Raw genomic sequence first — 26,472 nt, 5'->3', positions numbered from 1 at the left:
GGAACGATCAAATGAGCTGCTACTAGAACTAGTGGCCCGTCGCCTCGATTTATGGCGCAGAAGCTCCGAGGAATCAATGCCATTTTTCAACTCCGCCTGGACGCTTCAACTGTCAAATTCTGGACAGTTGACGGCGCTGAAGACGTCCCGCTCAAGCCCGAAAGCTTGAACGAAGCCCTTCTCTGACGAACTGCGATTTGTCCGGCTCTCTACTAACAGGACCACCCGAAGCGTGGTCATCGCGCGTATGGACGCGGTTGAAGAGAGGGGAACATAAGTGAGTCAAAGTGGATTCAATCGGGACACCTGCAAACCGTCGGGACAGGCAAAGGGCTGGCGGGCGTTCGCCAAGACAAGGGCTCTGGCAGCGACTGCCGCCCTGGTCCTTTCTGCTGTCGGGACCGGCAGTGTCTTGGCCGCGCCTGCTGCACAAGCCGCAACTGACCTGCCGGGCATGCACCAATCGGGCATCACCGTCCAGGCTCCGCCGCCTCGGGCGTTTGGAGACTGGTCGATGTGGCTGGGATCGCTGAACCTGGACGGTGCCGGCGGGGGCCCCACGGCATTCTGCTTCGATGTCGGGATTCCGGCCGGCCCAGCCGGATCCGGAGCGGTGGGTTCCCTGGGCAACCCACAGCTTAACTACGCGATCCAGAAGTACCAGGGTGACCCTGCCAACCATGCCGCTTTGGCGTACCTCGCGCACGAGCTCGCGGATCCGAGGTTCAACGTGCCGTGGAACGGCATTGGCGCTCCCTACCCTAACCTTCGGGATTCATCTGACCCGCAAATGCCCGGTGTCCGTGCCCGGGCCGCGGCGATGCTCGCCGATGCCCAGGCCAATTCCGGTCCGTATTCCACGCAACCTAAACTCTCGATGGACGCTAACGGTCGCGGCGGCACGATCACCTCGACAGAGCTGGTCTCCGCAGCCGGGAACAAGCTGAGCGGCTTCTCGGCCCGAGCCGTCCTGAACGGCCCCGCCGTGTGGGCAGGAACGAACTCCCAGGCAGTCAGCCTCCATACCGGAGATCAGCTCGGCTTCGCGGCTACCGGAAACGGAACCGTGTCCGTAACGCTGACGATCGACGCCCCCGGGGTGTCGGCCACAACCTATTCAGTGAAGGGGTTCCAGAACCTTCTCGTTGCCGGCGGCGCTCAACCCGTCGCGGGAACGTCAGCCGACGCCAAGGTGATCTTCGATTTCCAACCTGAAGCAACGTCGACAGCCCCTCGGTTTGTGGAGGGCGGCCAGCCCCTGGTGGACGTCCTGCACGTGAAGACGTCCACGGGAAAGGCCAATGACTGGGCGTTCGCGAGCGGCAGCAACGTTCCGGCCCGCTTCAACATCGACTGGTACTACAGCCCGCTCAAACTCGCCCCGACTGCCAAGATTCCGGCAGCTGTCGTGAAGGTTGCCTCCGGAACGGGCACGGCAACGGAACCGGGCGACATCACGGTGACCGCAGACAAGGCGGCGGACAAGCCCGGCTACTATTACCCGGTGGCCCGCTTCTCCAAGGCGGCCCAGCCCGCCGAGCTGCGGCAATACTTCCGTGCCGACTGGACGGCAGGCTTTAACGATCCGAATGAGGAGACGATCCAGAAGTACCAACCCGAGGTGGTAACCAAGGCATCGGCCATTGAAAACGGCAAGGTCTACGACGTCATCACCGTGACTGGCAACGAACCAGGCAAAGAACTCTCCGTGACAACGGATCTGGTTCTGACCTCCGCCGTCCCGATTGCCGGCGGCACCGACACAGCGCCCGCTGATGCCGAGGTCATCAGTACCACCACCACGAAGGTCAGCGGCAACGGCGAGTTCAAGACCGCGCCCGTGGAAGTTCCGTGGGAGAAAATCGTCGCCGGGAAGTGGGCAAAGGGCCTGAAAGCCAACCTGTACTTCTCCGAAAAGATCGACGGCACCGAGTCCACCAAGCCGTGGGACGGCAAGGAACTGCTGCCCAACGAAACCGTTCCAGTCGAGAAGCCTTCGATAGTCACCAAGGCCTCCGCGAGCGGGGTGGTGCCTCTCGTCGCTCACGACATCGGAATTGTCTCCGGCACCATCCCTTCCGGTACCGGCATCAAAGTCACCACGAAAGTGAGCCAGTACAAGTTTGACGACTCAACCGACGGCTCCGCCCAGGCCGTCTGCGCCAGCCCGGCTTGGACCTCCACGGAACAGGACGTCACCACAGCAGGTGAAATCACCTACCCGAGCCACACCATCGCCCACAAAGGCACATACGGGTACGTCGAGGAACTTACGCTGACCATCGACAAGGGCCCGGGCAAGAAACCATTCACCGCGCAGTTGCACAAGGGCAACTGCGGCGAAAAGAACGAGACCGGGATCGCCTTCCCCGAAGCAGTCACCGTTACCCCGGGCAAGCCGGTCCTGATGGTCAACGCCGGATTCGCTCCCACAACCGGCACGGCAGAGGAAGCCGGGCCGAGCATACCTCTGCTCATCACAGGCGCCATCAGTTTCGCATTGGCTCTCCTCGCCGGGGCAGGCCTGTTCTACCGCAAACGTTTCGCCGACCGAGGAGTTGACGCGGCCAAAGTCCACGCAGAGGAACAGTGACTAGAAGCCCCCACCGCGCACCACCAAATAGACGCGGGGCACCCGGATCCAGCCATCCCGGCAGACCGGCCGGGTGCCCCGCCCCACACCAAGGAAAGTCCGATGATCGGAACCCGCAACTATCCCGGCGACCGGCGGTACCGTATTGCGGCGACCATCGTCGTCATTTGTGGCCTGGCCGGGGCCGGCGCTGCCCTCTTGGCATTGACATCACGGCCCGCTCCCCCAACGGCCCAGCTGGCACCTTTCCTGGCTCCCTTTGCGACCGCAGGACCGGACACATACACAGGGCCAACCGAGGTCCCCGGCCTTCCGCCTGACACGCTCTCCATCCCCGGCGTGGACCTCAAAGTAGGTCTCGTGGACGAAGGTCGTGACGAGTCCGGCTACCTGGTGATCCCGGAATCCTCCAAAGCCGCCCGCTACAAAGGGTCCGCGGCTGTCTGTGCCGCGAAGGGATCGACCCTGCTGGCCGGGCACGTGAACTTCCCGGATGGGTCGCTGGCGCCTATGGCTTCCCTCGTCCAAGTGACCAAGGGCATGCCCCTCTATGTATCCGACAAGTCCGGGGTCACCTGCCGGTACAAGATCACCAGCCTGGAATCGCTGGCCAAGACGTCCCTGCCCCCGGATTACTTTGCCACTGAGGGCCCACCGGTACTGAGGGTCGTCACCTGTGATCTTGGCAGCCCTTTCGTCCCGATTGCCGGGCACCCCCAGTTCGCCAACAACACCGTGGCCACTGCAATCCCCTGGCCATGACTCACTTCACCGGTCCAGAGCGGGTTGCATGCCTCATGCAGGGATATCCAATCGGGAATGAACTATGGGTGGCGAGTACGTTCTGGTTCGGGTCTTCTTGGGCCTCGCCTTGCTCCAGACCAGCGACGCCAACGCCTCCTGGACCCCGGGAAGTGCAAGAGCATTGGCTGGAGAGATTCCGTGGAGGCGGCCCCAAAGGTATCCGCGTTCGCTGCATACGAAGTCCACAAGTGCCGTCTTATGGCCCTTGGGCACGCAGCTCAACGCCCTGTTCGTTTCCAGCCGGGACATCGCGGCCCGCGGCTCTGAGCCGAATCCGGCCTCCTCGATGTGCCGGGCTGCTCGATGCTCGATCACCTGCAGACCCTGCTCTGCGAGGTCGCGATCCCAGCCGGCCCTGATCAACAACGTCCTCAGTTCCTCCCACAGGGGCGACGAACCGGCGGGCAGTGGCACCGTGGCGAGAGGGATCTGAGGCCACTCGTATTCGTAGCCGTACAGCGATACCAGCGGCGCCCCCTCCCCCAGGCCGTGGTTCTCCTTGACCTCCGCCCAAACGCCGTCCCGCACATCACGCTCCGAGAGCCAATGGCGTTGGGTGATAGTCAAGGTTCGGAGCCCGTTCCGGACAACCGCAAGCAGCCATGCGCAGGCCGGGACGTCGGCAGGGATCCCGCTGTCGCAAAGAACTTCCGTGGCGTAGAACAGTGCATCTTCGGGGTCAATCGAGGGGAACTCGTACTGAAAAACGTGACAAGAGCGCCGGAAGAAATGAACCGAACAACTCCCGGGTCGCTGAACCGTTTTGGCCTTCCCGCCGCCATCTTGCTACCAGGTCCACCAAAAAGGCGTCGCGTTCGGTTGACATCGAAAGCTTCCCTCGCGTTTCTGGACTCACGCCGCGACACCCCACTGCCTCGCAACGTCGCTCATCAATTCCGTGGCGGCATGGAACTGGGCGGCCAGCCGGCGCCGTCGTGCGGGATCGGCCTCGGGCAACCGCCGGACGACAAGCTCTGAGCTCCCCAGATTCCGGATGGAATCCATCAGCTCCCGGAGCTGGAGTTCCGCCAGCACGGCGGCGTCGGAAGGACCGTGATCCACGCCCAAAGCACCGACATCCGCGAGGAACCCCTCCACATCGAAGACTCCCTCGTGGGAATCAGAGTTGGAATCAGAGTCGGAATCAGGGTGAACCAGTTCACCTGCAATCACGTTCATTGTTACTACGGGTGCGCAGCGGCGCATCTTGCCGTCCAGTGACAATCTCACGGACGGCAGCGTTCCGCCCTCTGCAACGCCCTTCGCGAGCAAGGTCTTCACGGTCTCATGGGATACGCCCAAGACCGGGGCGATGGCACGCAGCGACAAGTTTCCGGCCGCCAACTCCATCGCGACACTCACCCGGGCATTGCCACCCAGGCCTGGGAGGACCAACCGCTCAGCCTCCACCAACTCCGCCCACGTACTCAGGCCAAAGGCCTTCCACGCCCTCGCCGCATACAGCTCCAAAGCGAGCTTCACGACTTGGCCGAGCAAGCGGTCAACCACACCAACTTGGCGGTCAAGCTCAGCCAAACGCAGGCGCAATCGGTTCACCTTGACACGCGCGCCCCCGACGTCCAGCTCCAGCTGCATACCTGCGCACCTCCCCAAAAGTACTAAGGGCCACCCTGTTGCCGCCCCGCCGATCGGTGAAACGGTCACATGAGCTGCTATTAGAAGTAGTGGTTCGTTTCTTCAATTTGTGTCGCAGAAGCTTTTGGGCCCTGAGCGCGGTTGAGTCCGCGGCTCCCGCGGGAAAGCAGCGGAGTCGCTCAAAAACGTCCGCATTTCCACGCTCTGCCGTTGTCAACGGCATCTTCGTCGCCAACAATGAAGCATGCCGGTCTACGTGAGGTCTCTGGAAACTGCCGTACCGCCCACAGTGCTTGTGCAACCACAGGCGCGCGACGTTTTTGCATCCCAACCCGGCCTGACACGGCTTGGATCCCGGCTGGTGCGAACCTGCTTTGATTCAGCAGCCATCGATACCCGTTTCACTGCCGTCGCCGAATTGTCCCTTGATAATCACTCCGAGAATCCGTCGTTCTTTGATCCTGCCACGGGCCGTGTGCTTAGCCCCAGCACAAAGGTCCGCAACGAAATCTTCGCGCTCGAAGCCACCAAATTGTTCATTGAGGCCGCCAAAGCCGCCGTCGGGAAATGTCCCGACATTGATTTGCTTGACATAACTCATGTCATCACAGTCTCCTGCACCGGATTCTTCAATCCCGGCCCTGACTACAAAGTAGTCCGGGCCCTCGGACTCAGCCCGGCCGTGCAGCGCTATCACCTTGGCTTCATGGGTTGCTACGCTGCGTTCCCCGCCCTCCGCGCAGCCCGGCAGTTCTGCCAGGCTGATCCCGATGCCGTCGTCCTCGTTATCTGCGTGGAGCTTTGTTCGCTCCACGTCCGGACCTCAAATGACCCGGACACCATCATGGGATCGGCGATCTTTGCGGACGGTGCGGCGGCCGCCGTCGTGACTTCCCGCGAACCCGAGGGCCCGGACCCGGCGATAAGGCTTGATCACTTCGAGACGGTCCTGACGCCCGTCGGCGAAGAAGCCATGGCCTGGAATATCGGCGACGAAGGCTTCGAGATGGTCCTCGGCACGTACGTGCCGCACATCATCGAGGAACACATCACCGGCGCGCTTGAGCCGCTGCTTGCCCGGGACCCGTCCTTGGCTGGGCTCCCCTACCGGGACATCACGCATTGGGCCATCCATCCCGGCGGCCGCAGCATCCTCGACAAAGTCGAGGCGAAACTTGAACTCACCGAAGAACAGATGATTCCCGCGCGCGAAGTCCTTCGCGAGTACGGCAACATGAGCAGCGCCACCGTACTCTTCGTCCTGAAACACATCCTGGGCCAAACTCCGGCAGAGCGGGAGGAACGCATCTGCTCCATGGCATTCGGGCCGGGCCTCACGGTGGAGACGGGGCTGTTCACCCGGGTCTCCCCGGCTCTGTGATGCCGGGTCTGTGATGCCTGCACTCCCCCGCCCCGGCGGCTTTCTCGACGCGCGGGATGAAGCCGCGGTGGAAGACATGGACCGCCCCGATTGCGAGCTTGACCGGCTCAACAGGAGTTACGCGCGGTTTCCGATCGTCAACGCTGTGGTGTCCGGCTGGCGGGATACCTACAAATCACGGATCAAGCCATTGCTCACGACGGCGGCCTCCACGACGGTCCTTGACATCGGCTGCGGTGGTGGAGACGTCGCCCGTAGCCTCGCGCGCCGGGCCGCCGCCGACGGTTACCGCTTGGAAGTCACCGGAATCGACCCGGACGAGCGCGCCTTCCGTTTCGCGAACTCTGCCCCTTCCGTGGAAGGCGTCAGCTACAGAAAAGCCTTCAGCTCCGAACTCGTGGCAGAAGGCCGCACGTTCGACGTCGTCGTTTCCAACCATGTCCTGCACCACTTGACCGCCCCAGAACTCGCCTCGTTCCTTCGCGATTCCGAACAGCTTTGCAGCCGGATCGCCCTGCACAACGACCTCAGCCGCAGCCGCGTCGCATACGCACTTTTCTGGGCCGGATCCTGGCCCCTCGGCATTGGATCCTATATCCACGGTGACGGCCTCACCTCGATCAGGAGGAGCTACACAGCAGCAGAACTGCGTGCAGCGACTCCTCCGGCCTGGACGGTTGAACCAAGCGGCTTGTGGCACAACCTGCTTATCTATCGGCGCGGCGGGGTCCCCGGTGTTTGACGTCGTGGTGGTCGGAGCCGGGCCGGTCGGACTGTTCATGGCAGCCTTGCTGCTGCAGAAGGGGCACCGCGTCGCAGTACTGGAAAGACGCGCGACGCCGGGTAGCCAGACCCGCGCCATAGGGATCCATCCGCCCGCCCTCGCAGCTTTGGATGCAGTCGGTGCCGCCCATCCCCTGGTTTCCTCAGGGGTCCGGATCACCCACGGTGCCGCCTACAGCGGCGGCAGGAAAGTAGCCGACATGGACTTCGCCCGCCCCTCGGCTGAGTACCCTTTCATCCTTTCCGTTCCGCAATATCTCACCACCCACGCCCTTGAGTCGAGGGTGGCCGACCTCGATCCGGGCGCACTCCAGCGCGGAGTGCACGTCGAGGAAGTCGTCGACGACGGCGGGCGCCTGCGTTTGCGGGGACAGCAAGAGGGGGCTCCAGCGGAGTTTCTGGGCCGCTTCGTGGTGGCGGCCGACGGTGTCCATTCGGCAGTGCGCGAAGGACTGGGACTGGAGCCGCGCCTGCGCACGTATCCCGACTACTACGTGATGGGCGATTTCCGGGATGAATCGATGTACGGCAACAACGCTGTCCTTTTCCTTGAGCCGGGAGGAATAGTGGAGTCCTTTCCCTTGCCGGGCGGGATCCGCCGCTGGGTGGTCCGGCTTGGCGCCCCGTGCCAGGAACCCACTCCCCACGCGCTCGCCGCCCTCATCAAGAAGCGGAGCGGCAGCGCGGTGGACTCCGCAAGCAATACGATGATCAGCACCTTCGGCGTCACCTCACGGCTGGTCACCCGGATGGTCCACGGACGGGTCGCCCTGCTTGGAGACGCCGCGCACGAGATCAGCCCGATCGGTGGTCAAGGAATGAACCTGGGCTGGTTGGACGCCGTTGCCTTGGCGCCGATCGTCAGCGAAGCATTGCGGACATCCGCGGGACGCCCTGCCGGCAAGGAACTAGCGGGCTTCGAGCGGGACCGTCAGCGTGCGGCGAAGAAAGCCATCCGGCAAGCCAGTCTGAACATGGCGCTGGGCCGACCCTTGCCCCCGAAGGTCCTCAGCGCACGGAACGCCCTGATCGGCCGGGCCATTACCTTGCCGGTGTTCTCGGAGCTTGTCGCCCGGAGATTCACGATGCACTGACACTAAGCTCAATCCATGGACTTTGAGACCCGACCCCTGCCTGCCGGCCCGGACACGACGTTTACTGCCTCGCAAATCCGCAGCGCAGTTCAGGACATACTTGGTCTCGACGGCCTCCCGCCCATCGTGCAGGTCGGTCATCCGGTGCTGCGCCAGCACGCCGCGCCCTACGACGGACAGCTCGAGGACACCGAACTGGCGCAACTGATCGAGCGGATGCGGGACGTCATGCATGCCGCTCCCGGCGTGGGCCTGGCAGCGCCGCAGCTAGGCATCCCGTTGCAGCTGGCCGTGCTCGAAGACCGTTTCGATGTTGATCCCGTCGCCTCGGAGATCCGGCAAAGGACGCCGCTGGGCTTCTTCGCGATGCTGAATCCCCGCTACGAACCCGAGGGAACCTCAACGGCGTCGTTCTACGAAGGCTGCCTGTCGATGCGCGGATTCCAAGCCGTGGTCACACGGCACCGCGATGTTCGCCTGCACTACCAGCGTCCTGACGGCAGTGCGGCCTCGGCCGGATTTTCCGGATGGCAGGCCCGGATCGTCCAGCACGAGACCGACCATCTGCACGGCGGACTCTATTTGGACCGCGCCGAGCTGCGGTCACTGGCAAACGATGAAGAGTACTCCGCCCATTGGGCGTACCCCGGGATAGATGAGGCACGCCGCGGGCTGGGTTTCCTCAGCCCTTAGCTGAACCGGCCCCGCGCCGCGGGTTTGCCGCGGAAGGCAGGTGCTTTGCCCACCACGCGAGGATGTGCTCGAACCGCTGTCGCCTGTGGTGCGGCGTGCCGGAGCGCGATAGTTCGTGGTCTTCACCGGGGAAGAGGAGCAACGCAGCCTCCACGCCCTGCGCCTTGAGCGCGGCAAAGTAGCGCTGTCCCTGTTCAACCGGGCATCGGAGATCGTTTTCGCTATGGATCACCAGCGTAGGCGTCCGGACTGCGGTCACTACGGCCATGGGGCTTTGGGCCGCCATCTGCTCCAGCGAGCCACCCGTGTATTGGCCGCCGAAGAACCAGCCAATGTCCGAGGAACCGGCGAAGCTCACCGGGTCAAGGAATCCGCGCTCCACGACCGCAGCCTTGAAGCGGTGATCGTGGCCAATGACCCAGGCGGTCAGATATCCGCCGTAGGACCCGCCCATGATGCCGATCGACCCCCTGTCCATCGCCGGGAAGGCTTCCAGGGCCCCCTCCAGGAAGGTAAGCACATCCGCCATATCCACGGTGCCCATCTTTTCCTTGATGGCACGGCCGTGCGCCTGGCCGTATCCGGCCGATCCCCGCGGGTTGCACATCAGCACGGCGTATCCCGCCTCGGCGTACACCTGGGCCTCGTCGAAGAAGGCCGCCGTGTACTGGGCGAAAGGGCCGCCGTGGATCGTGAGGAGCACGGGGTGGGGGCCGGGCCCCTCGGGCAATACGGCCCAGCCGTGGACCGGGTAGCCATCAGCGCCGGTGGCGGTGAACTCATGCGGTTCCAGAATGGTTGCTTCGTCCCGGAGCGCCTTGGTGAAATCAGTGAGCACCCGGAGTTCGCCCTCCTCCAGAACGCCGAGTTCGCCATTGCTGGAAGCGCCACCGTAAGTGACAGACACCAGGTCTCCCGCCGCGGAAGCGCCGATCACTACCCCGGGCCCCTTTACGAGGATCTCGCTCCCGCCGTCGGCCGTCCATTTGATCAGCTGGACGCTCCCACGGCTCGTGTTGAGCGCGAGCACCCCGTCCGGTCCAAAAGCTTCTAGGCGGCCGCCAATGTCCTGGCTTTCGACGTCGCTCAGCATGGTTGCCGTGCCGCCCCTGACCGGCATTGCGTAAAGCGCGGTGTTCCTCGCGACGAAGTCGAGGCCGTCCTCGCCGAGGTCCTGCGCCGTAAAGAAGAGCCACTCACCGTTCGCGGAGTCGCGGACTTCCTGGACGGACTGCGGAGCAGCGTCCGGACGCAGTGCCGTGGCCTCGCCGCCCGCGGCGGGGACACTATGGATACCCGAGGCGATATCGGCGTCGTGCCCTTCGTGGAGCGAAGCGACAAAGTAGACGTTCCGGCCGTCGCGGCTGAAGGACGGAGAGGTGTGGTCGGCTTCGCCGAACGTTAACTGCGCGGCCGGCGGCACCAGGCCTCCCGCGTCGGCCCCGCGGGCTTTGGCGGCCCTCCCCACAGGAACCACGGGAGGTTCCGCTCCGCGCTCGGGGACGTCGACGACGAACAGTTGGGCGGGCTTGTCCGCGGTGTAACCCAGTCCGTTGAGCCTGTATTGGTTGTCGGTGATCAACCGGGGGTCTTCGCTGTCTGCGCCGACTCCGTCAATTGTTCCGTAACGGCCTTCTTCGGGGACCCGTGAGGAGAACACAATCCTGCGCGAATCGGGCGCCCAGGAAAACTCGGAAACTCCCAATTTCTGTTCCGTCATCGCCTGCGGTTCCCCGCCGTCGGCCTCCACCACGTGCAGTTGCGGCTTGCCGTCCGGGGTCGCCCGGAGGAACGCCAACGCCCTGCCGTCGGGCGAGAATGCGGGTGCGGTGTCCCGGAAGCCACGGGTGATGCGCCGGGGCGGTGTCGCGGGGTCGTAAGGAACGCTCCAGAGCTGTCCGACGTACGCATCGGCGTCGAAATCGGGCCGCGTCACGGACACGACGGCGCGGGTGCCATCGGGATGGGCGGCGGGAGCGGAGACGGAATTCAGGAGCGGAAGTTGTTCGGCTTTCACGCTGGTGAGCCTAGCGGCCGCCACGGTATGACGATATGTGCCACTCCGGCCGCCGTAGGATTGTCCATATGCTTTCCGACGCCGTCTCCGCCTTGCGCTGCCCGGTCTGCCGGGGTCCTTTCGGGCTGAGCGGGTCAGCGCCGTTTTCGTTGAGTTGCGTCGCCGGCCACAGTTTCGACGCCGCCAAACAGGGCTACTTCAACCTGCTCACCGGCAAGGGCACGGTCTTCGAGGCCGACACGGCAGAAATGGTCGCAGCCCGCAACAATTTCCTGGGCGCGGGCCATTACGGTCCACTCGCTGAGGCCATCGCGGAACTGGCGGCGCCGGTCCTGCCGGTGCCGGGATCCCTTGTCCTGGATTCGGGGACCGGCACCGGCCACTACCTCCGCACGGTGCTGGACCGCATTCCCGCAGCAGCCATTGGGATCGATATCTCGAAGTTCGCGCTCCGCCGGGCAGCACGGTTGAATCCCGGCGCCATCAATCTCGTGTGGGATATCTGGCGTCCCCTGCCGCTCGCGGACCATGCCGTGGATGCCATCATCGTGGTCTTTGCGCCGCGGAATCCCCCGGAATTTGCCCGCGTGCTGCGTCCGGGCGGCCGGGTGATCGTGGTGACTCCGCGCAACGGACACCTTGCGGAGATTGCGGAACGGGCTGGAATGTTGGGCATTGAACCGGGCAAAGACATCCGTCTCGCCGAGTCCATGCAGGAGTTCTTCAGTCTTGCGGACAGTATTCGCCTCGACGTGGATCTCAAGCTCGACGGGCGCGACATCGCCGATGTCGCCTTCATGGGACCGGCAGGGCACCACCTTGAGCGATCCGCTCTCCTGGCGTCGACGGCGGCGGAAACGTCCGTCCATGCCACCGCGAAGTTCACCCTCAGCGTTTTCACGGCGGCGGAGCAAGGCTCCTAACGGGAACCTTCGCGCCGGGCTAGGATGGAAAAAGAGCGACTGTGATCTTGCCGACGCTGCAGTCCGGATCAGCCCGGCTGCCGTCGCGGGTCCGGAACCAGGGGGGAACGATGTTTGAATGGCTTGGCAGCAACTGGTGGGCCCTCTGGCTCACCGTGTTTCTCGCGTTTGCCGTGGTGGAGATGCTCACGCTCAGCTTCTTCTTCATCATGCTCGGGGCCGGTGCGCTGGCTGCCCTCGCCGCTGACTTCGCTGGAGCCGATCTCTGGTTGCAGATCGTCGTCTTTTGCATCGTGTCCCTGCTGATGATCGCGTTCGTCCGTCCTATCGCACTCAAGCATCTGCACAAGGGGCCTGCCGAGCAACGTACCAACGTGGACCGCCTGATCGGCCAATCAGCGCTCGTCATGGAGCCCGTCAGTGCGACGGCGGGACTGGTCAAGATCGGTGGCGACGTGTGGAGCGCCCGCAGCGCGGCTGGAATCATCGACGCAGGCCAGACCGTGCAGGTCACCAGGATCGACGGCGCGACGGCGGTAGTCGCCTCGACAGCTGAGAACAGCCCGCACTGAGCGGCGTCCCGCCATGGCACAAGCCGCCGGGTTCGACGACCGGCCTTCGACGCCGGGCGATCGGCACGTTGCCGCACACAACCGCATCAAATACTCAACTGGGGAATGAAGGAGATGTATGGACAGCTTGGGAGGAACTGCAGCCGCGATCGTGCTGCTAGTTCTCGTCATATTCGTGATTATCGTTTTGGTCCGCTCGATCAGGATCATCCCGCAAGCGCGCGCCGGCGTCGTAGAACGCCTCGGTAAGTACCAGCGCACGCTCAACCCAGGGCTCACCATCCTGATCCCCTTCGTCGACCGCCTGCTGCCGCTGTTGGATCTCCGCGAACAAGTGGTTTCCTTCCCGCCGCAGCCGGTGATCACTGAGGACAACCTGGTTGTCTCGATCGACACCGTGGTCTACTTCCAGGTCACCGATCCCCGGGCCGCGACCTACGAGATCGCCAACTACATCCAGGCTGTTGAACAGCTGACCACGACGACGCTCCGCAACGTCGTCGGCGGCTTGAACCTTGAAGAAGCGCTCACCTCGCGCGACCAGATCAACGGCCAGCTCCGAGGGGTCCTGGACGAAGCCACCGGACGCTGGGGAATCCGCGTTTCGCGGGTCGAACTCAAGGCGATCGACCCGCCGCACTCCATCCAGGACTCAATGGAGAAGCAGATGCGGGCCGAGCGTGACCGGCGTGCTGCGATTCTGACCGCCGAAGGCACCAAGCAATCGCAAATCCTCACAGCCGAAGGCCAGCGGCAGGCAGCAATCCTGGCCGCAGAGGGTGACGCCAAGGCAGCCATCCTCCGCGCCGATGGCGAAGCCCAGGCCATTCAGAAGGTCTTCGACGCCATCCACAAAGGCAACCCGGACCAAAAGCTGCTGGCCTACCAGTACCTTCAGACCCTGCCGAAGATTGCGGAGGGATCATCGAACAAACTGTGGATCATCCCCAGCGAGGTCGGTGAGGCCCTCAAGGGCATCGGCGGCGCACTGGGTGGTGCCAACGGTGGATCCGGCGTCGCGGACCTGTTCAGCGATTCCGCAAAGCCGCAAGAACCGTCGGCGTAACTGCGGACAGTTTGCACGGGGGACCGGCCAGAGACCCGGCCGGTCCCCTTCGCTTTGTCCTGTCCGCTTCGATCCGCGTATAATGGTGTATTTGTCCGGGCGGTTCAATCCGAACGGAACATTAACGCTTGGTCAGGCGTTTCATCTAGTGATGCAACGTGTGCAGACAGTAGTCCGGGCGACGCATTTGTGGCGTCCGGCTAGCGCGGAGCTTGGTTCCGCGAACAGACAGAGGGAGTAATCATGAGCGATCGCAGCCTGCGGGGCATGCGTCTTGGCGCCCAGAGCATGGAAACCGAATCCGGTGTGGAGCCGGCGCCGCGTCAGAGGGTTGAATACCGCTGCGCGGACGGAGAGCAGGTCTTCGTTACCTTCTCCTCCGAAGCCGAGATCCCTCCTGTCTGGGTTTCCAAGACCGGCAAGGAAGCGCTCCTGGTTGATGGCGAACGCCCCGTTGACACCAACGAGAAGGCCGTCCGCACGCACTGGGATATGCTGCTGGAACGCCGCAGCCTTCCCGAGCTCGAGCAGATCCTCGAAGACCGCCTGAACATCCTGCGCGAGCGTCGCGGAGAACGCCGCTCGGCATAACGGCAGAGTTGACGGCAAAGGCCGGGTCCTGGCTCCTCTTCGCAGAGGAGCGCGGACCCGGCCTTTGTCTGTTCGGCCTACTTTGAGACCGGGGTCTTCTTCCGCGTCAATGCGGCCCAACGGGCAGCCAGGCCCCACTTGGTGACGTTGATCATGGCCTCAACAACAATGTTGCCGCTCATCTTGGACGCCCCGAGCTCGCGCTCAACGAACGTGATGGGGCGTTCGACGATCTTCAGGCCAAGCTTGGCGACCCGCCAGGCAAGGTCAACCTGGAAGCCGTAGCCGACCGAATCGACGTCGTCGAGCTTGAGTGCTTCGAGGGTGCTGCGGCGGAAGGCACGAAAGCCTCCCGTGATGTCCTTGATCTTCATGCCGAGCATGATCCGCGCGTAGGTGCTGCCCGTCCGTGAAATCGCCTGACGGTAGAGCGGCCAGTTAACGGTGCCGCCACCCGGAACCCAGCGTGAGCCCATGGCGAGGTCGGCGCCGTCGTTGATGGCCTCCAACAGGAGCGGGAGCTGCTCGGGCTGGTGCGAACCATCGGCGTCCATCTCAACGAGGATGTCGTAGCCGGCCGCCATGCCCCATTTGAATCCGGCAATGTATGCGGCTCCGAGGCCTTCCTTGCCCTTGCGGTGCAGGACATGGACCTGGCTGTCCTCGGCGGCGATGCTGTCGGCCAGCTGTCCCGTGCCGTCAGGGCTGTTGTCGTCGACAACCAGGACGTCGGATGCGGGCACAGCCGCACGCAGCCGTCCGAGGGTCTTGGGTAGCGATTCCAGCTCGTTGTACGTGGGGATGATCGTCAGGACACGCAAGAAGAGGCCTTTCCTTGATGGAGCGGTCAGTGGGCCGGAGCAGCAGCGTGGCTGGCATTCAGGCGCAACTCTCCATTATAGGACGACATCTTGACGTACCTGCGGCCACCTGTGGCGTCCGCCACGCGGGCCGTGCCTGGCCGCGGGCAGGTCCACTAGCCCAGGTCCAGTGCCGGCCCGTGTGTTGAACTCGAGGCCGAACCGTTTTCTGCGGCACAGTGGACCTGCCCACTACGAGTGCCACGGTTTTGGAAAACGGGTCCGTTGACGGTTTTTGGCAGCAGACCCCACCGCGGCCAGACAACCAGGTGTTCCCTGTGGAAGCCTGTTGACCCTAAATGCTACGGAGTTCACAAATCCTGTCAAGCACCGTCTGAGCTGGGGCTTTATCTATACACGCAGGTCAGGGGCCCGCCGGACCGCCACGCTGTCTGCAACTATGACCGCAAAGTTTCACTCGCGAAGATCTCCTGGCCTTCGCGCACGGTCTGCAGGCAAGCGGGATCGCTACCGCTGTCCAGCGCGGGGAGGAGCGGCGTTCGTGCACGCGGATCGGTGGACCAGGACTGGACGCGGTCATCGGCCACCTGCACCATCAGCTCTTCGACTTCCCACACTGCGAAACTCGCAGGGGCCCCGGGGACCAATTGCCCCATGAGCGGATTCCGCTCTTTGCCGGCCCGCCAACCAGCCCGGGTGTGTCCGAGGAACGCTGCCCGCGCCGAAATGCGTTGATCCGGATTGCTGTGTTCCAAACATGCCCTGACACTGGACCAGGGGCGCAACGGGGTGACCGGGCTATCGCTTCCAAAACAGACAGGCACGCCGGTGGAGTAGTAGGAAGCGAAGGGGTTCATGGCGAGGCTTCGCGCACCCAGGCGCTGCTCGTACAGTTTTCCCGCCCCGCCCCACCTGGCATCGAAGCCGGGCTGTGCGCTCACTGTAATCGAATACTTCGCAAGCCGGGCGAGATCGCCGGCATCCGCCATTTCCACATGTTCGAGCCGGTGCGCGGCGGCACGGACGCGCTGCTCCCCTACATCCGACGCGGCAAGGTCCAAGGCATCCAGTATCGTCTTCAGTCCGGCGTCGCCGATGACGTGGAAGCCTGCCTGGATACCGAGCGCTGAACAGGCCGCAATGTGGCCGGCGGCTTCCTCCACGGAAACATAGAGGCTTCCGTGGTGGCCCGGCGCGTCTGCGTAGTCTTCGCTGAGCGCAGCCGTTCGCGAACCGATGGAACCGTCGATGTTCAAATCACCGGCCAAGCCAAGAACGGGTACGCCCAAGCCTTCCAGGATGGCAGCGGCATGCTCGGCCGATGTGGCGAGTTCGCCCCAATAGGGAAGGATCCGGGGGACGCCCGCGCTGCCTTCTTTCCACGATGCGGAGTTCCACGACGAAGACATCCGAAGGTCCTCGACACTGCAAATGTGCGGGGCCGCCATTTCGGCCAATGCGACATAGCCGTTGGCCGCAGCCTCGCGAAGGGCCAGTTCCTGGTAGCGGCGGCGTTCGGTGTCGGGGAACTGCCGGGCGACCAGCCGGGCCGCGGTGTGGGCAGCCCGCAGGACGTGGGCGGAACCGTCGTGCCCATCAAGGCCGTCCAGGCCCGCGTCGGATGCCAAGGAGGATGAGGCTAGGGCAGAGTGCGCGTCGACGCGCGCCAGGTACACCTTGCGCCCGCCCGCGGCCCGGTCGAGCTCCTCCGGCGTGGGGAGCGTCTTTTCGTGCCAAAGCGAGTCATCCCAACCGTGGCCAAGCACTGCTCCGGTGGTGCCAAGAGGCCCGGCGGCCTGCGCGACGGCGTCGAGCAGTTCCCGTGCCGAACGGACCCCGGCGAGCTGGAGGGAATCGGAAGCAATTCCGGTCTCCGTGAGGTGCATGTGGGAGTCCACGAAACCGGGCGCCAGCAAGGCTCCCCGGAGATCGATGATTTCCATCGAAGAATCGGCAATCGACGTGGCTGCCTGCTCCGAACCAACCCACGCAACAGTGTCTCCGTCAACCAGCATTGCCGTCGCGAAGGGATCAGCGGCTGTGTAGACGGAGCCGTTCCGGTACATTGTGACTTTGCGGGGCCGGGTATCGGCGGGCACGCCTGGATGAGTCATGGATATGCTCCTTGCTGGGAATCTGTGGTGTGTCAGGAGACGTTGGAGTACGCGACGACGCCCCGGCGGACCAGATCGATCGCATCGCGGCACGTCTTGGTTTGGCGCCGATCAAGCCCTGGAATCTTTGCCATCTGGTCCAGCAAGTCGATGACCTGCTTCGCCCAACGCACAAAGTCGCCTGCAGCGAGGTCGGTGCCGCTGAGGACCTCTTGCAAATGGCGGCCCTTCGCCCATTTGAAGATGGGCCAGACAAGTCCCAGCTCCGGCTCGGCAGTCAACGGGAGCCTGTTCTTGTCCTCGATGTCCTCCAGCGCAGACCACTCACGCACCACGATGTCCACGGACGTTTCGAGCGATACGGACGGCATTTTGGGTCGCAGGCCGCGATCGTCCCGCTTGGCTTGGTAGACCATCGTGCTGGCCAGCGCGGCCAGCTCCGCGGCATCGAGGTCCTTGATGGCCCCCTGGCGGATGGATTGGGAGATCAACAGGTCTTTTTCGCCGTAGATACGGCGCAGGCGCTGCCCGTCCGCGCTGATGGTGACATGGCCGGCGTCGGACGTCTGGAGGTAACCGTAGGCAGCGAGCACATCGCACACGCGGTCGAATGTCTTCGCGATGGTATTGGTACGGCCCTGGATCTGCCGGACGAGCCCGTCAGTCTCATGGCGCAATTTCCACCAGCGCTCGGCCCAGCGGGCGTGGTCCTCGCGTTCGCTGCAGCCGTGGCAGGGATGGGCGCGCAATGCGCGGCGAAGGTCTGCGATCTTCTTTTCCTGGTCCGGCAGGTAGCGGGCACGGCCAAAGTCCTCGCTTCGGTTCGTGCCGCGGGCCGGCGGACGTCCCTCGCGCACGGCGTTCCGCATGGCGGAGGCCAGGTCACGACGGGATTTGGGCAGCTTCGCGTTGAACGACTTCGGAATCCGGATCCAGGACACGGGGGCGACCGGACCTTCGACTTCGTGGGTACCGATCCTGTGCAGCTGGTTGTCTTCCGTGAGGACCGCGGGGCGCGGTTCCCGCGAGTTGGGATCGGCATTGAGCACGACGGCGTAACCCGGTGTGCGTCCGCCGGGAACCTTGACGATGTCGCCGGGCATGAGCCGGGCCAGCGAGTCCACGGTCAATGATTTGCGGGCCCGCGAAGTGCTCCTCGAGGCAAATTGCTCGGCCTCGCTGAGGTCCCGCCGGAGTTTTGCGTACTCTGTGAAGTCGCCCAGGTGGCACTTCATGGATTCCGCATAGCCGGCCAGCGACTCTTCGCGGCTTCGCACCTGCCGGGCCAGCCCCACTACGGAACGGTCCGCCTGGAACTGGGCGAATGAGGATTCGAGGATTTGCCGTGCCCTGGGCCGGCCGAACTGCGCAATCAGGTTGATGCTCATGTTGTAGGTAGGGCGGAAGCTCGAGTTGAGCGGGTAGGTGCGCCGCGAAGCGAGGCCGGCGACGGCGGCAGGATCGGTACCCGGTTGCCAAAGGACCACGGCGTGGCCTTCGACGTCGATTCCCCGCCTTCCCGCTCGGCCGGTCAATTGGGTGTACTCCCCCGCGGTGATGTTGACGTGGGCTTCACCGTTGAACTTGTCGAGCTTCTCCAGGACGACGCAGCGGGCGGGCATGTTGACGCCCAAGGCGAGGGTCTCCGTGGCAAAAACGGCTTTCACCAGGCCATCGGCGAAGAGCGTCTCCACGACTTCCTTGAAGGTCGGCAGCAAACCGGCGTGGTGCGCCGCGAGCCCCCGGAGCAGGCCGTCACGCCAACTCCAAAAACCCAGCACATCAAGGTCGTCGGCTGGAATCTCGCGGCTTGCCTCATCCACCCGGGACGCGATGATCTGTTGTTCGCGCTCCGTCGTGAGCCACAGCCCGGCGGCGGCACACTGCGCGACGGCCCCGTCGCAGCCGGCACGGGAAAAGATGAATGTAATGGCCGGTAGTAATCCTTGGCGGTCCAGGCTCGCAATGATCTGGGGCCGGCTGGCCTTGCGCACCGGGCTGCGCTGCTCGCCGGCACTGTTGTCACGCTGACGGTCCTGCCGGCGGCGGCTGCGTCCGCCATGGCCAAAGCGGCCACGGAAGTTCATCTGGCTTTCCGCCCGGGCCATCGACAGTAGCTCCGGGTTGACCTCGAATTCCCTCTGGAGGGGATTGCGCTCCGGCTCCCGTATTGCCTCCAGCGCGGGCCCTTCGCCGTCTGGTGCCCCTGGAGCAATCTCGTCAAAGCTGGTGTCCCCCGCGAACAGATCGACGATCTCACGCCCCACCATGACGTGCTGCCACAAGGGGACGGGACGGTGTTCGGAGACAATCACGTCAGTGTGTCCGCGCACAGTGTCCAACCACGCGCCAAACTCTTCCGCGTTGGACACGGTGGCGCTGAGGGAAACCACTTGCACCTCGCTGGGCAGGTGGATGATCACCTCTTCCCAGACGGCGCCGCGGAAGCGGTCTGCCAGGTAGTGCACCTCGTCCATCACCACGTAGCCAAGGTCCCCCAGGGTGTCCGAGTCCGCGTACAGCATGTTCCTCAGGACCTCAGTGGTCATTACCACGATCGGAGCCTCGCCGTTGATGGTGGTGTCACCGGTCAGCAGTCCCACGCTTGAGGCACCGTACTTCGCCGAGAGTTCGGAGAACTTCTGGTTGCTTAGTGCCTTGATGGGCGTCGTATAAAACGCCTTGAGCCCGCGTTCGAGCGCCAGATAGATGGCGAACTCGCCGACGATTGTCTTCCCGGCGCCCGTGGGCGCCGCCACGAGCACTCCCTTGCCTTCCTGGAGCGAACGGCACGCATCCCGCTGGAAATCGTCAAGCTCGAACTCCAGTGTCCGGGCGAAGGTACCTAGATAGGTTTTCGACTCAGCACTCCGCTGCGCTGCGGCTTGAAAGGCTTCTGAGGGCGAAAGGGCCCCTGAATTGGAGGACATGCTTCAAGCCTAGTGGCCGTGAGACTACAGATTCTCCAGATCGGAAGCAGGAGTGGCGACGTCGGCCGTGGCTTCCGTCTCGGCGGTAATCTTCGCCTGCCGGCGCGCGCGCCGTTTGTCGTTCAAGATGCAGAGTCCGATCGCGGCGAAGAACAGCACCAAGAGGGGACCGGCGAGCATGAACATTGACAACGCGTCCGCACCGGGCGCGGCCACCGCCGCAAGGACAAACACGAGGAAGACCGTGATGCGCCAGGCCTTGAGGATGGTCCTGCCGCTCAAGACGCCTGCCATGTTGATGCCCACCAACACCACCGGCACCAGGAAGGCGATGCCGAGGAAAAGAAGCATGTGCGTGGCAAACGTCAAGTACTGGGATGCGTCGATGTTGTTGGCACCGTTTTGCGGGGTGAACTGCAGGAGCGCACGTACGACGTTCGGGATGACCGTCCATGCAACATACACGCCGACCAGGAACAGCGGGACCGCCGCGGCCATGTACCCCAGCGTGTAGCGGCGCTCCTTCTTGGTCAGGCCCGGAGTGATGAATGCCCAGACCTGATAGATCCAGATGGGGCTGGAGAGCACCAAGCCGATCTGGATGGCAATCCGGAGCTTGAAGTCGAACGGATCCCCCACGCTCGCGAAGTTCAGGACCGCGGTCCGCTTGGTTTCCTGGGCGATCTTGATCAACGGATCCGACAGGCTGTTGACCACCGGCTCATAGAGGAACCACCCTGCCACGGCGCCTACGAGAACGCCGATGGCAGACTTGATCAGCCGATTCTTGAGCTCCTTCAGGTGGTCTAGGAGCGCCATCCGCCCTTCGGGGTTGGCTTTGCGGCCCGTCTTCGTTGCCACTACTGCTTAGCTACGGGTTGCAGGCGGAACGTCAGTGTCGTTGCCGCTCTTGTTGGCTTCGGGGTAGTTGACCACTTTGCCTTCAACGGGGTCCGAGTCGTCCTTGGCCGCCGGCTTTCCGTCGTTCTTCATTTCCTTGACTTCGGATCTGATGATGCGCATCGACTGGCCGAGGCTGCGGGCCATAGCGGGGAGCTTGGGTGCCGCGAACAGCAGCAGGGCCACGATGATGATAATGACAATTGGCCAAGGGCCATCAAATAGTCGTCCCACGGGAAGTCCTTTCGTTGGAATACATCCTACGTCTAACTGAATTCGATGTCGTGCAGAGACTGGGGTTGGCCCCGTTCTGCTTTGCGCTTAACGCGCTTTTGGCGACGCACTTCCCGGCGGGAGGCCTTGGCCGTCACGTAATCATGACGCATCTGTTCCGGTGAGGCAAAAACGGCCGCGCCAAACACTTTCGGCGACGCCTCGCCGTCGTCGTCGGCATGTTCGCGAAAGTTCGTGCGATGACCGAGCCGCTCCCCCGCTGCGCTCAGTTCATGGACCGTGGCCATGAACTTCCGGAAAAGCCGGATGCCCAGCAGGACATAGCAGAGCAGCGACACCGCAATCAGCGCGAGCCACAAAAGGATCCAGGACCACCAAGGCATTTGAGTAGTCTAACCAGCCTTCATTACTTGTACTGCGCAAGTGCGGCAGCCACCCAGGCTACCGAGGCGTCGGCTAGCTCTGCGGGCTGAAGTATGCGTGCCGCACCGCCGTGCTGCGCCACGAACATCGGCAACCAGTCGGCATTTCCGAACCGGACCTCGGCGAGCAAGCCGCCGTCAGGGAGGACAGCCGTCCGCTCCGCATAATAGTCGTCCGCCAGCCCGACGCCCTGCCGGGTCAATTGGAGGACGACCACGACGTCGTCGTCGTTGGGCGTGTACAGCTTCACCGGGACGCCTTCCCCGGCGCCTGCGGTCTCGGAAACCGGACGGCCATTGGGCGCGATCTCCTCGATGCGGTCGAGGCGGAAGTTCCGCAGTCCGGCTTTGCTATGGCAGTACGCCTCGAAGTACCAGGTGTTGTCCAAGGAATAGAGCCGGAAAGGATCGACGTCGCGTTCGGAAACCGAATCGCGTTGCTGAGAGAGGTAGCGAAGCCGGAGTTGATGACCCGACTGGATCGCCCGGGTGATGGTGTCGAACGCCGCGGCGTCGGACGGGGCCACGGGCGGGCCGGCGACGGCCGCCGCCAAGCGGCCGGCCTCCCCCGCAGCGCCGGTGAGCTTCAGGGTCACGGACTCCAGGGCTCCGCTTTGCTCGTCTTCCGACATTCCGGCCTGGGCGGGAAGTCCGCCGAGGGTCGCCAGGCCCGTCAGCAGTGCGCAAGCTTCATCAACGCTGAAGCCGATGGGCCGGTTGAGGTCGAGGTGCTCGCGGATGTAGACGTGCTCGTTCTCCCAATCGATATCGAACAAGTCATCCGGATAGCCTTCGGGGCGGCCGGAGCAAATCAGGATCTTCAGGTCTTCGACGAGTTCCTCACGCGTGACCCCGAAACGGTCCGCCACCTCCTGAATAGGCAGGCCCTGGTTGTGGACAAGGAAGGGAACCAGTTGGAGCATGCGGTTGAGTTGGTCTTCCGAGGTCCGCTTGCGCGTCCGCGGCGCTGGTCCCGTGCCGGAGAAGCGGACCTCGACGGCGGGGCTCGACGCGAACGCGGCGGCAGCTTCAAGGCGGCGGATCACGGCGTCGCGCAGCTCGGGAGGTCCGGCCACGAGCACGTGGGGACCATAGGAGGCAAGTTCTTCGGCGAGCAGCTCACTATCCCGGAAGGGCACAGAGAGGCGGTCCCTGCCCGCTTGGGAGCCGCCGGCGCCGCCGGCTCGGTTGACACTCACGGCGCGCTTGCGAAGACCCAGCAAACGCCCTTCGACCACGTCGAGGTGGGCCTCCTGCAGGGGAAGTTCATTGAGGCTGTCCAGTTCGGCGCGGGTATCAAACCCTGGAGGTGTCTCGTAGTGAAATCCGGTCTCAATATGGACATCGCTTGTCATCCGGGACAGCCGAAAAAAGCGTTTCGCGTTCCGGTCCCGGTCGAAGCCCACCAGGTACCACTGGCCGAACCGGCTCCCGAGGCCCCACGGCTCTACCATGCGGCGTTCGTCTTTGCCTGTGCTCGCGGCACGGTAGCCGAAGCTTACGGGGTGCTGGCCGTTCATGGCCACGATGATGTCGTCAAATGCCTGGCCGGCGGGCTTGATGCGCGGCTGGACGCCGGCGGGGAGTTCGACGTCGGCGAGGTCGCCTGAAGCCTGCAGCTTCCGTAGCGCGCTTGCGGCGGCCGAGCCGAGCGCTGCGCGTTCCCACAGCTGCGCGGCCAGGAGCAACACCGTGCCCTCGGCAGGCGTCAGGTGCACATACGGCAGGCGATTGGATTCCTTGCCGATGCGGTAGCGGGTCGAAGCGGGATCGTCCGAGCCGAACCCGTGGTCAAGGAGTGTCTCGATCTCGAAGCCAAACCGCTTCAGCTCTGACTTGTCCCGTTCAAACATGCGTCCGAACGCGACGTCGCTGTCACCGGCGTCGTGATAGACCTTCTGCCTGAGAACGGCCCGGGACAGCCCGTATTTCGTGTTCAGAAGGGCGATCAGCAGGTTCAGGAGACGTTCGGTACGTGATGCGGACACGATGGCTACGTTACTAAATTCCTCCGGCAAAGGCGGAAGGCGCGTCTGCGGCCGGATTTCTCCTGCTGCAGGCGCGCCCTCCCATGCTGTGAAACCTAGCGGACCGCCACGAGGTCCACGACGAAGATGAGGGCTTCGTTGGGCTTGATGGCCCCGCCCGCGCCACGGGAGCCGTAGGCAAGCTCGGAGGGGATTTCAAGGCGACGGCGGCCGCCGACCTTCATGCCAAGCAGTCCCTGGTCCCAGCCCTGGATGACCTGGCCGACGCCCACGCGGAAGTCCAGCGGTGCGCCGCGGCCCCACGATGCGTCGAATTCCTCGCCGGTGGACCAAGCAACGCCGACGTAGTGGGTGGAGACGGTGTCGCCGGCCTGGGCCTCGGCGCCGTCACCGACGATGATGTCCTTGATAACGAGTTCCGTCGGGACGTCGCCCTCGGGGAAGTCGATCTCCGGCTTTGTGCGGTCGTAATCACGCTGACCAAATGACATGGGTACTCCTCAATTTGATAGGGGATGGTGTTATGGAAGTTTACGGAAGGCTACTGGGCGCCCAGGATGTCCACGACGAAGACGAGGTCGCCTGCCGGCTGGCCCTGGGCTGCGGCGGCGTCGCCATATGCGAGGCTCTTGGGGATAACCAGGAGGACACGCGAGCCGACCGTTTTGCCGGTGAGGCCTTGCGTCCAGCCCTTGATCACGCCGTTGAGCGCGAAGCTGGCGGTCTGGCCCTTGTCGTAACTGGAGTCGAACTTCTTGCCATCAGCCAAGGTGACGCCGACATAGTTGACCGTCAGGGTGTCCGTTTCCTTGACGACTGCGCCCTTGCCCTTGATGAGGTCCTGGGAGACGAGGGCCTGCGGGGCCTTCGCGCCGTCAACGGAGATCTGCGGAATTCCCTTGTCATCGACCTTGACCGTGGGGAGGCCGGCGGGCGGAGTGACGGTGTCGCCCTCGGGCTTGGCCAGGGGCTTGACTGCGTCCTTGACGCCGGTGATCTTGAAGACCACCAGCTGGGATGACGTTGCCGCTGCTTCAGCCGACGCCGCAGTTCCGGGGACGGCGAAAGCGATGTCAGCGCCCACCTTCGCACCGACGAGCGCGTTGTAGAGCACAGCGCTGCCGGTCTTGAGCTGGTCGCTCAGCTCGACGGGCTGGGACCCTGTCGGGAATGTGTCTTCGAGGGTCTTGCCGTCCTTGCCGTCGACGGCGATGTAGGTGATCTGCGCCACCTGTCCGGCCTTCACCTTGTCGCCGGTGCCGTCGCTGACCATTTTGATGGTCGGCTGCGTTACGTCCAGCGGCTTGTTGAATTCCAGGCCGGGTGCCTTCTTGTCTCCATTGTCGGAGACCTTGAGGGAATCCAGCTTGGCGACTTCGCCGGCGGATTGACTGGTGGGCTCCGGGGTCGCTGTTGGTGCCGGGCTTCCGCCGCAGGCGGTGATCAGCAAGAGGCCGGGGATGAGGATTGCTAGTAGACGTCGCACAAATTGAACTTTCGTCGGGCCAAAAGGAGGGCATGGCCGGGCCACGCGCGTAGCGGCCTGCTAAAGGCCAACCTCCAGAGTAGCTGGTGAAGCTGGGAGTCAGCTCATCGAGTCCAGGAGGGCATCTACTCTTTCGTCGACGCTGCGGAAGGGATCCTTGCACAAAATCGTCTGGTGAGCGCGGTCGTTCAGCTTCAGGTGGACCCAGTCCACGGTGTAGTCACGGCCGAGTTCCTGCGCGCGCCGGACGAAGTCGCCGCGGAGTTTTGCCCGGGTGGTCTGCGGCGGCGCATCCACCGCATCCTTGATATCCGTGTCGGCAACCAGGCGGCGCGCCGCGCCGCGGGACTGGATCAGGAAGAAAAGGCCGCGCTTGCGCGAGATGTCGTGATAGGTCAGGTCCAATTGCGCGATCCGCGGGGAGTCGAGGCCGATTCCATGGCGACGCATGTACCCATCCATCAGCTTCTTCTTGATGGCCCAGTCCACTTCGGTGTCGATTCCGCTGGTGTCGCCGCTATCGATCGCATCCAGCGTCCGTTCCCAAAGATCCAGGATGAGCGGTACGTGCGGATTGTGGGCTCCGTTCGATGCCACAAAGGCACTGACCTTTGCAAGGTACTCGCGCTGGATGTCCAGGGCCGTCAATTGCCTGCCGTTGGCCAGGCGCACCAAGGCCTTGCCGCTGAGATCGTGGGAGATTTCACGGATGCTCCGGATGGGGTTCTCCATGCGCATGTCCCGCATGATCACTCCGGCCTCAATCATGCGCAGGAGCAGATCCACCGTTCCCACCTTCAACAGCGCGGTGGTCTCGGACATGTTGGAATCTCCGACGATCACGTGCAGACGGCGGAAGAACTCGGCATCGGCGTGCGGCTCATCACGGGTATTGATGATGGGGCGGGATCTCGTGGTCGCAGAGGAGACGCCTTCCCAAATGTGGTCGGCACGTTGGGAGAATGCGAACGTGGCCCCATGGGGTGTCTTCAGGACCTTGCCCGCACCGGCGATCAGTTGCCGTGTGACGAGGAAGGGGATGAGGATTTCGGCGAGCCGGGAGAACTCACCCCGCCGGGGAATCAGGTAGTTTTCGTGGCTGCCGTAGGAATTGCCGGCGGAATCGGTGTTGTTCTTGAAGAGGTAGACCGTTCCGTTGAATCCCTCCGCCGCGAGCCGTGCCTGCGCTTCGTCGACGAGGTCATCGAGAATCAGCTCCCCTGCCCGGTCGTGGGCTATCAGCTGCGCGAGGTCGTCGCATTCCGCCGTGGCGTACTCCGGGTGCGAGCCGACATCCAGGTACAGGCGCGAGCCATTCGTAAGGAACACGTTGGAGGAACGTCCCCAGCTCACGACTTTGCGGAAGAGGTACCTGGCGACTTCCTCGGGAGCCAATGGCCGCGAGTCGGGGCTCGAGTACGAAATACCGAACTCCGTTTCGATCCCGAATATCCTTTTGTCCAT

General features: G+C 63.7%; 23 protein-coding genes. 10 read left to right on the top strand and 13 right to left on the bottom strand.

Going from position 1 to position 26,472, the window contains the following annotated elements:
• Positions 1–277: 277 nt before the first annotated feature.
• Together AB0323_RS02635 and AB0323_RS02630 are read left to right on the top strand one after the other, a co-directional pair.
• Positions 278–2,593 (top strand): hypothetical protein, encoded by a 2,316-nt coding sequence (locus tag AB0323_RS02635; protein WP_366175998.1) that lies wholly within the window; start codon positions 278–280, stop codon positions 2,591–2,593.
• Between the two features lie 102 nt (positions 2,594–2,695).
• On the top strand, positions 2,696–3,355 hold the full coding sequence (locus AB0323_RS02630) for a class F sortase (protein ID WP_366175997.1): 660 nt from the start codon (positions 2,696–2,698) through the stop codon (positions 3,353–3,355).
• A 33-nt stretch (positions 3,356–3,388) separates the two neighbouring features.
• Here the strand turns inward: AB0323_RS02630 and AB0323_RS02625 are convergent, their stop codons facing one another.
• Both AB0323_RS02625 and AB0323_RS02620 read right to left on the bottom strand, forming a co-directional pair.
• A complete protein-coding gene (locus AB0323_RS02625) occupies positions 3,389–3,964 on the bottom strand; it encodes a hypothetical protein (protein ID WP_366175996.1) in 576 nt (191 codons plus the stop codon).
• Between the two features lie 285 nt (positions 3,965–4,249).
• Positions 4,250–4,993, bottom strand: coding sequence for a hypothetical protein (locus tag AB0323_RS02620; RefSeq protein ID WP_366175995.1), 744 nt, complete (start codon positions 4,991–4,993; stop codon positions 4,250–4,252).
• Between the two features lie 244 nt (positions 4,994–5,237).
• Between AB0323_RS02620 and AB0323_RS02615 the strand changes: the two genes are divergently transcribed.
• Genes AB0323_RS02615 through AB0323_RS02600 form a run of 4 tightly spaced genes read left to right on the top strand, consistent with a single transcriptional unit; the run spans position 5,238 to position 8,944 of the window.
• The gene (locus tag AB0323_RS02615; RefSeq protein WP_366175994.1) at positions 5,238–6,374 is read left to right on the top strand and encodes a type III polyketide synthase; all 1,137 of its coding nucleotides are present in this window, start codon (positions 5,238–5,240) and stop codon (positions 6,372–6,374) included.
• A 13-nt stretch (positions 6,375–6,387) separates the two neighbouring features.
• Positions 6,388–7,116, top strand: coding sequence for a class I SAM-dependent methyltransferase (locus AB0323_RS02610; RefSeq protein WP_366175993.1), 729 nt, complete (start codon positions 6,388–6,390; stop codon positions 7,114–7,116).
• Entirely contained in the window at positions 7,109–8,251 is a 1,143-nt protein-coding gene (locus AB0323_RS02605; RefSeq protein WP_366175992.1) for an NAD(P)/FAD-dependent oxidoreductase, read from the top strand. The genes AB0323_RS02610 and AB0323_RS02605 overlap by 8 nt, the downstream gene beginning before the upstream one ends.
• A 15-nt stretch (positions 8,252–8,266) precedes the next feature.
• On the top strand, positions 8,267–8,944 hold the full coding sequence (locus AB0323_RS02600) for a peptide deformylase (RefSeq protein ID WP_366175991.1): 678 nt from the start codon (positions 8,267–8,269) through the stop codon (positions 8,942–8,944).
• On the opposite strand, the gene AB0323_RS02595 is transcribed toward AB0323_RS02600, so the two are convergent.
• Positions 8,934–10,961 carry a S9 family peptidase gene (locus AB0323_RS02595; protein ID WP_366175990.1) on the bottom strand — a complete coding sequence of 676 codons (2,028 nt, stop codon included), beginning with the start codon at positions 10,959–10,961 and terminating at the stop codon, positions 8,934–8,936. The two genes, AB0323_RS02600 and AB0323_RS02595, sit on opposite strands and share 11 nt — an antisense overlap.
• A gap of 68 nt (positions 10,962–11,029) precedes the next feature.
• Here AB0323_RS02595 and AB0323_RS02590 point away from each other — a divergent pair, with 68 nt between their 5' ends.
• The 4 genes from AB0323_RS02590 (at position 11,030) to AB0323_RS02575 (ending at position 14,113) form a co-directional block, all read left to right on the top strand.
• Positions 11,030–11,884 (top strand): methyltransferase domain-containing protein, encoded by an 855-nt coding sequence (locus tag AB0323_RS02590; RefSeq protein ID WP_366175989.1) that lies wholly within the window; start codon positions 11,030–11,032, stop codon positions 11,882–11,884.
• A 110-nt stretch (positions 11,885–11,994) separates the two neighbouring features.
• Positions 11,995–12,456 carry an NfeD family protein gene (locus AB0323_RS02585; protein WP_366175988.1) on the top strand — a complete coding sequence of 154 codons (462 nt, stop codon included), beginning with the start codon at positions 11,995–11,997 and terminating at the stop codon, positions 12,454–12,456.
• 118 nt (positions 12,457–12,574) lie between these two features.
• Positions 12,575–13,522 (top strand): SPFH domain-containing protein, encoded by a 948-nt coding sequence (locus AB0323_RS02580; protein ID WP_366175987.1) that lies wholly within the window; start codon positions 12,575–12,577, stop codon positions 13,520–13,522.
• 243 nt (positions 13,523–13,765) lie between these two features.
• Positions 13,766–14,113 carry an RNA polymerase-binding protein RbpA gene (locus AB0323_RS02575; protein ID WP_059389983.1) on the top strand — a complete coding sequence of 116 codons (348 nt, stop codon included), beginning with the start codon at positions 13,766–13,768 and terminating at the stop codon, positions 14,111–14,113.
• A 77-nt stretch (positions 14,114–14,190) separates the two neighbouring features.
• On the opposite strand, the gene AB0323_RS02570 is transcribed toward AB0323_RS02575, so the two are convergent.
• From AB0323_RS02570 to pafA, 10 genes are all read right to left on the bottom strand, one after another.
• Positions 14,191–14,934 (bottom strand): polyprenol monophosphomannose synthase, encoded by a 744-nt coding sequence (locus AB0323_RS02570; RefSeq protein WP_366175986.1) that lies wholly within the window; start codon positions 14,932–14,934, stop codon positions 14,191–14,193.
• A gap of 437 nt (positions 14,935–15,371) precedes the next feature.
• Positions 15,372–17,048, bottom strand: coding sequence for an amidohydrolase family protein (locus tag AB0323_RS02565; protein WP_366175985.1), 1,677 nt, complete (start codon positions 17,046–17,048; stop codon positions 15,372–15,374).
• Between the two features lie 32 nt (positions 17,049–17,080).
• A complete protein-coding gene (locus AB0323_RS02560) occupies positions 17,081–19,978 on the bottom strand; it encodes a DEAD/DEAH box helicase (protein ID WP_366175984.1) in 2,898 nt (965 codons plus the stop codon).
• Between the two features lie 24 nt (positions 19,979–20,002).
• Positions 20,003–20,797, bottom strand: coding sequence for a twin-arginine translocase subunit TatC (gene tatC / locus AB0323_RS02555; protein ID WP_366176072.1), 795 nt, complete (start codon positions 20,795–20,797; stop codon positions 20,003–20,005).
• Positions 20,798–20,845: 48 nt separating this feature from the next.
• Positions 20,846–21,112, bottom strand: a complete 267-nt coding sequence (tatA, locus tag AB0323_RS02550) for a Sec-independent protein translocase subunit TatA (RefSeq protein ID WP_366175983.1) — start codon at positions 21,110–21,112, stop codon at positions 20,846–20,848.
• Positions 21,113–21,144: 32 nt separating this feature from the next.
• Positions 21,145–21,495 (bottom strand): hypothetical protein, encoded by a 351-nt coding sequence (locus AB0323_RS02545; protein ID WP_366175982.1) that lies wholly within the window; start codon positions 21,493–21,495, stop codon positions 21,145–21,147.
• Between the two features lie 23 nt (positions 21,496–21,518).
• Positions 21,519–23,522, bottom strand: coding sequence for a WYL domain-containing protein (locus AB0323_RS02540; RefSeq protein WP_366175981.1), 2,004 nt, complete (start codon positions 23,520–23,522; stop codon positions 21,519–21,521).
• A gap of 95 nt (positions 23,523–23,617) precedes the next feature.
• Positions 23,618–24,013, bottom strand: coding sequence for an FKBP-type peptidyl-prolyl cis-trans isomerase (locus AB0323_RS02535; RefSeq protein ID WP_059389230.1), 396 nt, complete (start codon positions 24,011–24,013; stop codon positions 23,618–23,620).
• 50 nt (positions 24,014–24,063) lie between these two features.
• Positions 24,064–25,008 (bottom strand): FKBP-type peptidyl-prolyl cis-trans isomerase, encoded by a 945-nt coding sequence (locus AB0323_RS02530; RefSeq protein WP_366175980.1) that lies wholly within the window; start codon positions 25,006–25,008, stop codon positions 24,064–24,066.
• A 99-nt stretch (positions 25,009–25,107) separates the two neighbouring features.
• Positions 25,108–26,472 carry a Pup--protein ligase gene (gene pafA / locus AB0323_RS02525; RefSeq protein ID WP_366175979.1) on the bottom strand — a complete coding sequence of 455 codons (1,365 nt, stop codon included), beginning with the start codon at positions 26,470–26,472 and terminating at the stop codon, positions 25,108–25,110.

It is taken from the genome of Arthrobacter sp. NPDC080031 (assembly GCF_040702485.1).
GTDB lineage: Bacteria > Actinomycetota > Actinomycetes > Actinomycetales > Micrococcaceae > Arthrobacter.
This window is presented reverse-complemented; position numbering and strand designations above follow the sequence as displayed.

Bases quoted from the DNA above. Each gene is read 5' to 3' on its own strand.
- AB0323_RS02630 (WP_366175997.1), top strand. From the start codon at position 2,696: ATGATCGGAACCCGCAACTATCCCGGCGACCGGCGGTACCGTATTGCG.
- AB0323_RS02620 (WP_366175995.1), bottom strand. From the start codon at position 4,993: ATGCAGCTGGAGCTGGACGTCGGGGGCGCGCGTGTCAAGGTGAACCGA.
- AB0323_RS02615 (WP_366175994.1), top strand. From the start codon at position 5,238: ATGCCGGTCTACGTGAGGTCTCTGGAAACTGCCGTACCGCCCACAGTG.
- AB0323_RS02610 (WP_366175993.1), top strand. From the start codon at position 6,388: ATGCCTGCACTCCCCCGCCCCGGCGGCTTTCTCGACGCGCGGGATGAA.
- AB0323_RS02600 (WP_366175991.1), top strand. From the start codon at position 8,267: ATGGACTTTGAGACCCGACCCCTGCCTGCCGGCCCGGACACGACGTTT.
- AB0323_RS02590 (WP_366175989.1), top strand. From the start codon at position 11,030: ATGCTTTCCGACGCCGTCTCCGCCTTGCGCTGCCCGGTCTGCCGGGGT.
- AB0323_RS02585 (WP_366175988.1), top strand. From the start codon at position 11,995: ATGTTTGAATGGCTTGGCAGCAACTGGTGGGCCCTCTGGCTCACCGTG.
- AB0323_RS02580 (WP_366175987.1), top strand. From the start codon at position 12,575: ATGGACAGCTTGGGAGGAACTGCAGCCGCGATCGTGCTGCTAGTTCTC.
- AB0323_RS02575 (WP_059389983.1), top strand. From the start codon at position 13,766: ATGAGCGATCGCAGCCTGCGGGGCATGCGTCTTGGCGCCCAGAGCATG.
- AB0323_RS02565 (WP_366175985.1), bottom strand. From the start codon at position 17,048: ATGACTCATCCAGGCGTGCCCGCCGATACCCGGCCCCGCAAAGTCACA.
- AB0323_RS02560 (WP_366175984.1), bottom strand. From the start codon at position 19,978: ATGTCCTCCAATTCAGGGGCCCTTTCGCCCTCAGAAGCCTTTCAAGCC.
- tatC (WP_366176072.1), bottom strand. From the start codon at position 20,797: ATGGCGCTCCTAGACCACCTGAAGGAGCTCAAGAATCGGCTGATCAAG.
- AB0323_RS02545 (WP_366175982.1), bottom strand. From the start codon at position 21,495: ATGCCTTGGTGGTCCTGGATCCTTTTGTGGCTCGCGCTGATTGCGGTG.
- AB0323_RS02535 (WP_059389230.1), bottom strand. From the start codon at position 24,013: ATGTCATTTGGTCAGCGTGATTACGACCGCACAAAGCCGGAGATCGAC.
- pafA (WP_366175979.1), bottom strand. From the start codon at position 26,472: ATGGACAAAAGGATATTCGGGATCGAAACGGAGTTCGGTATTTCGTAC.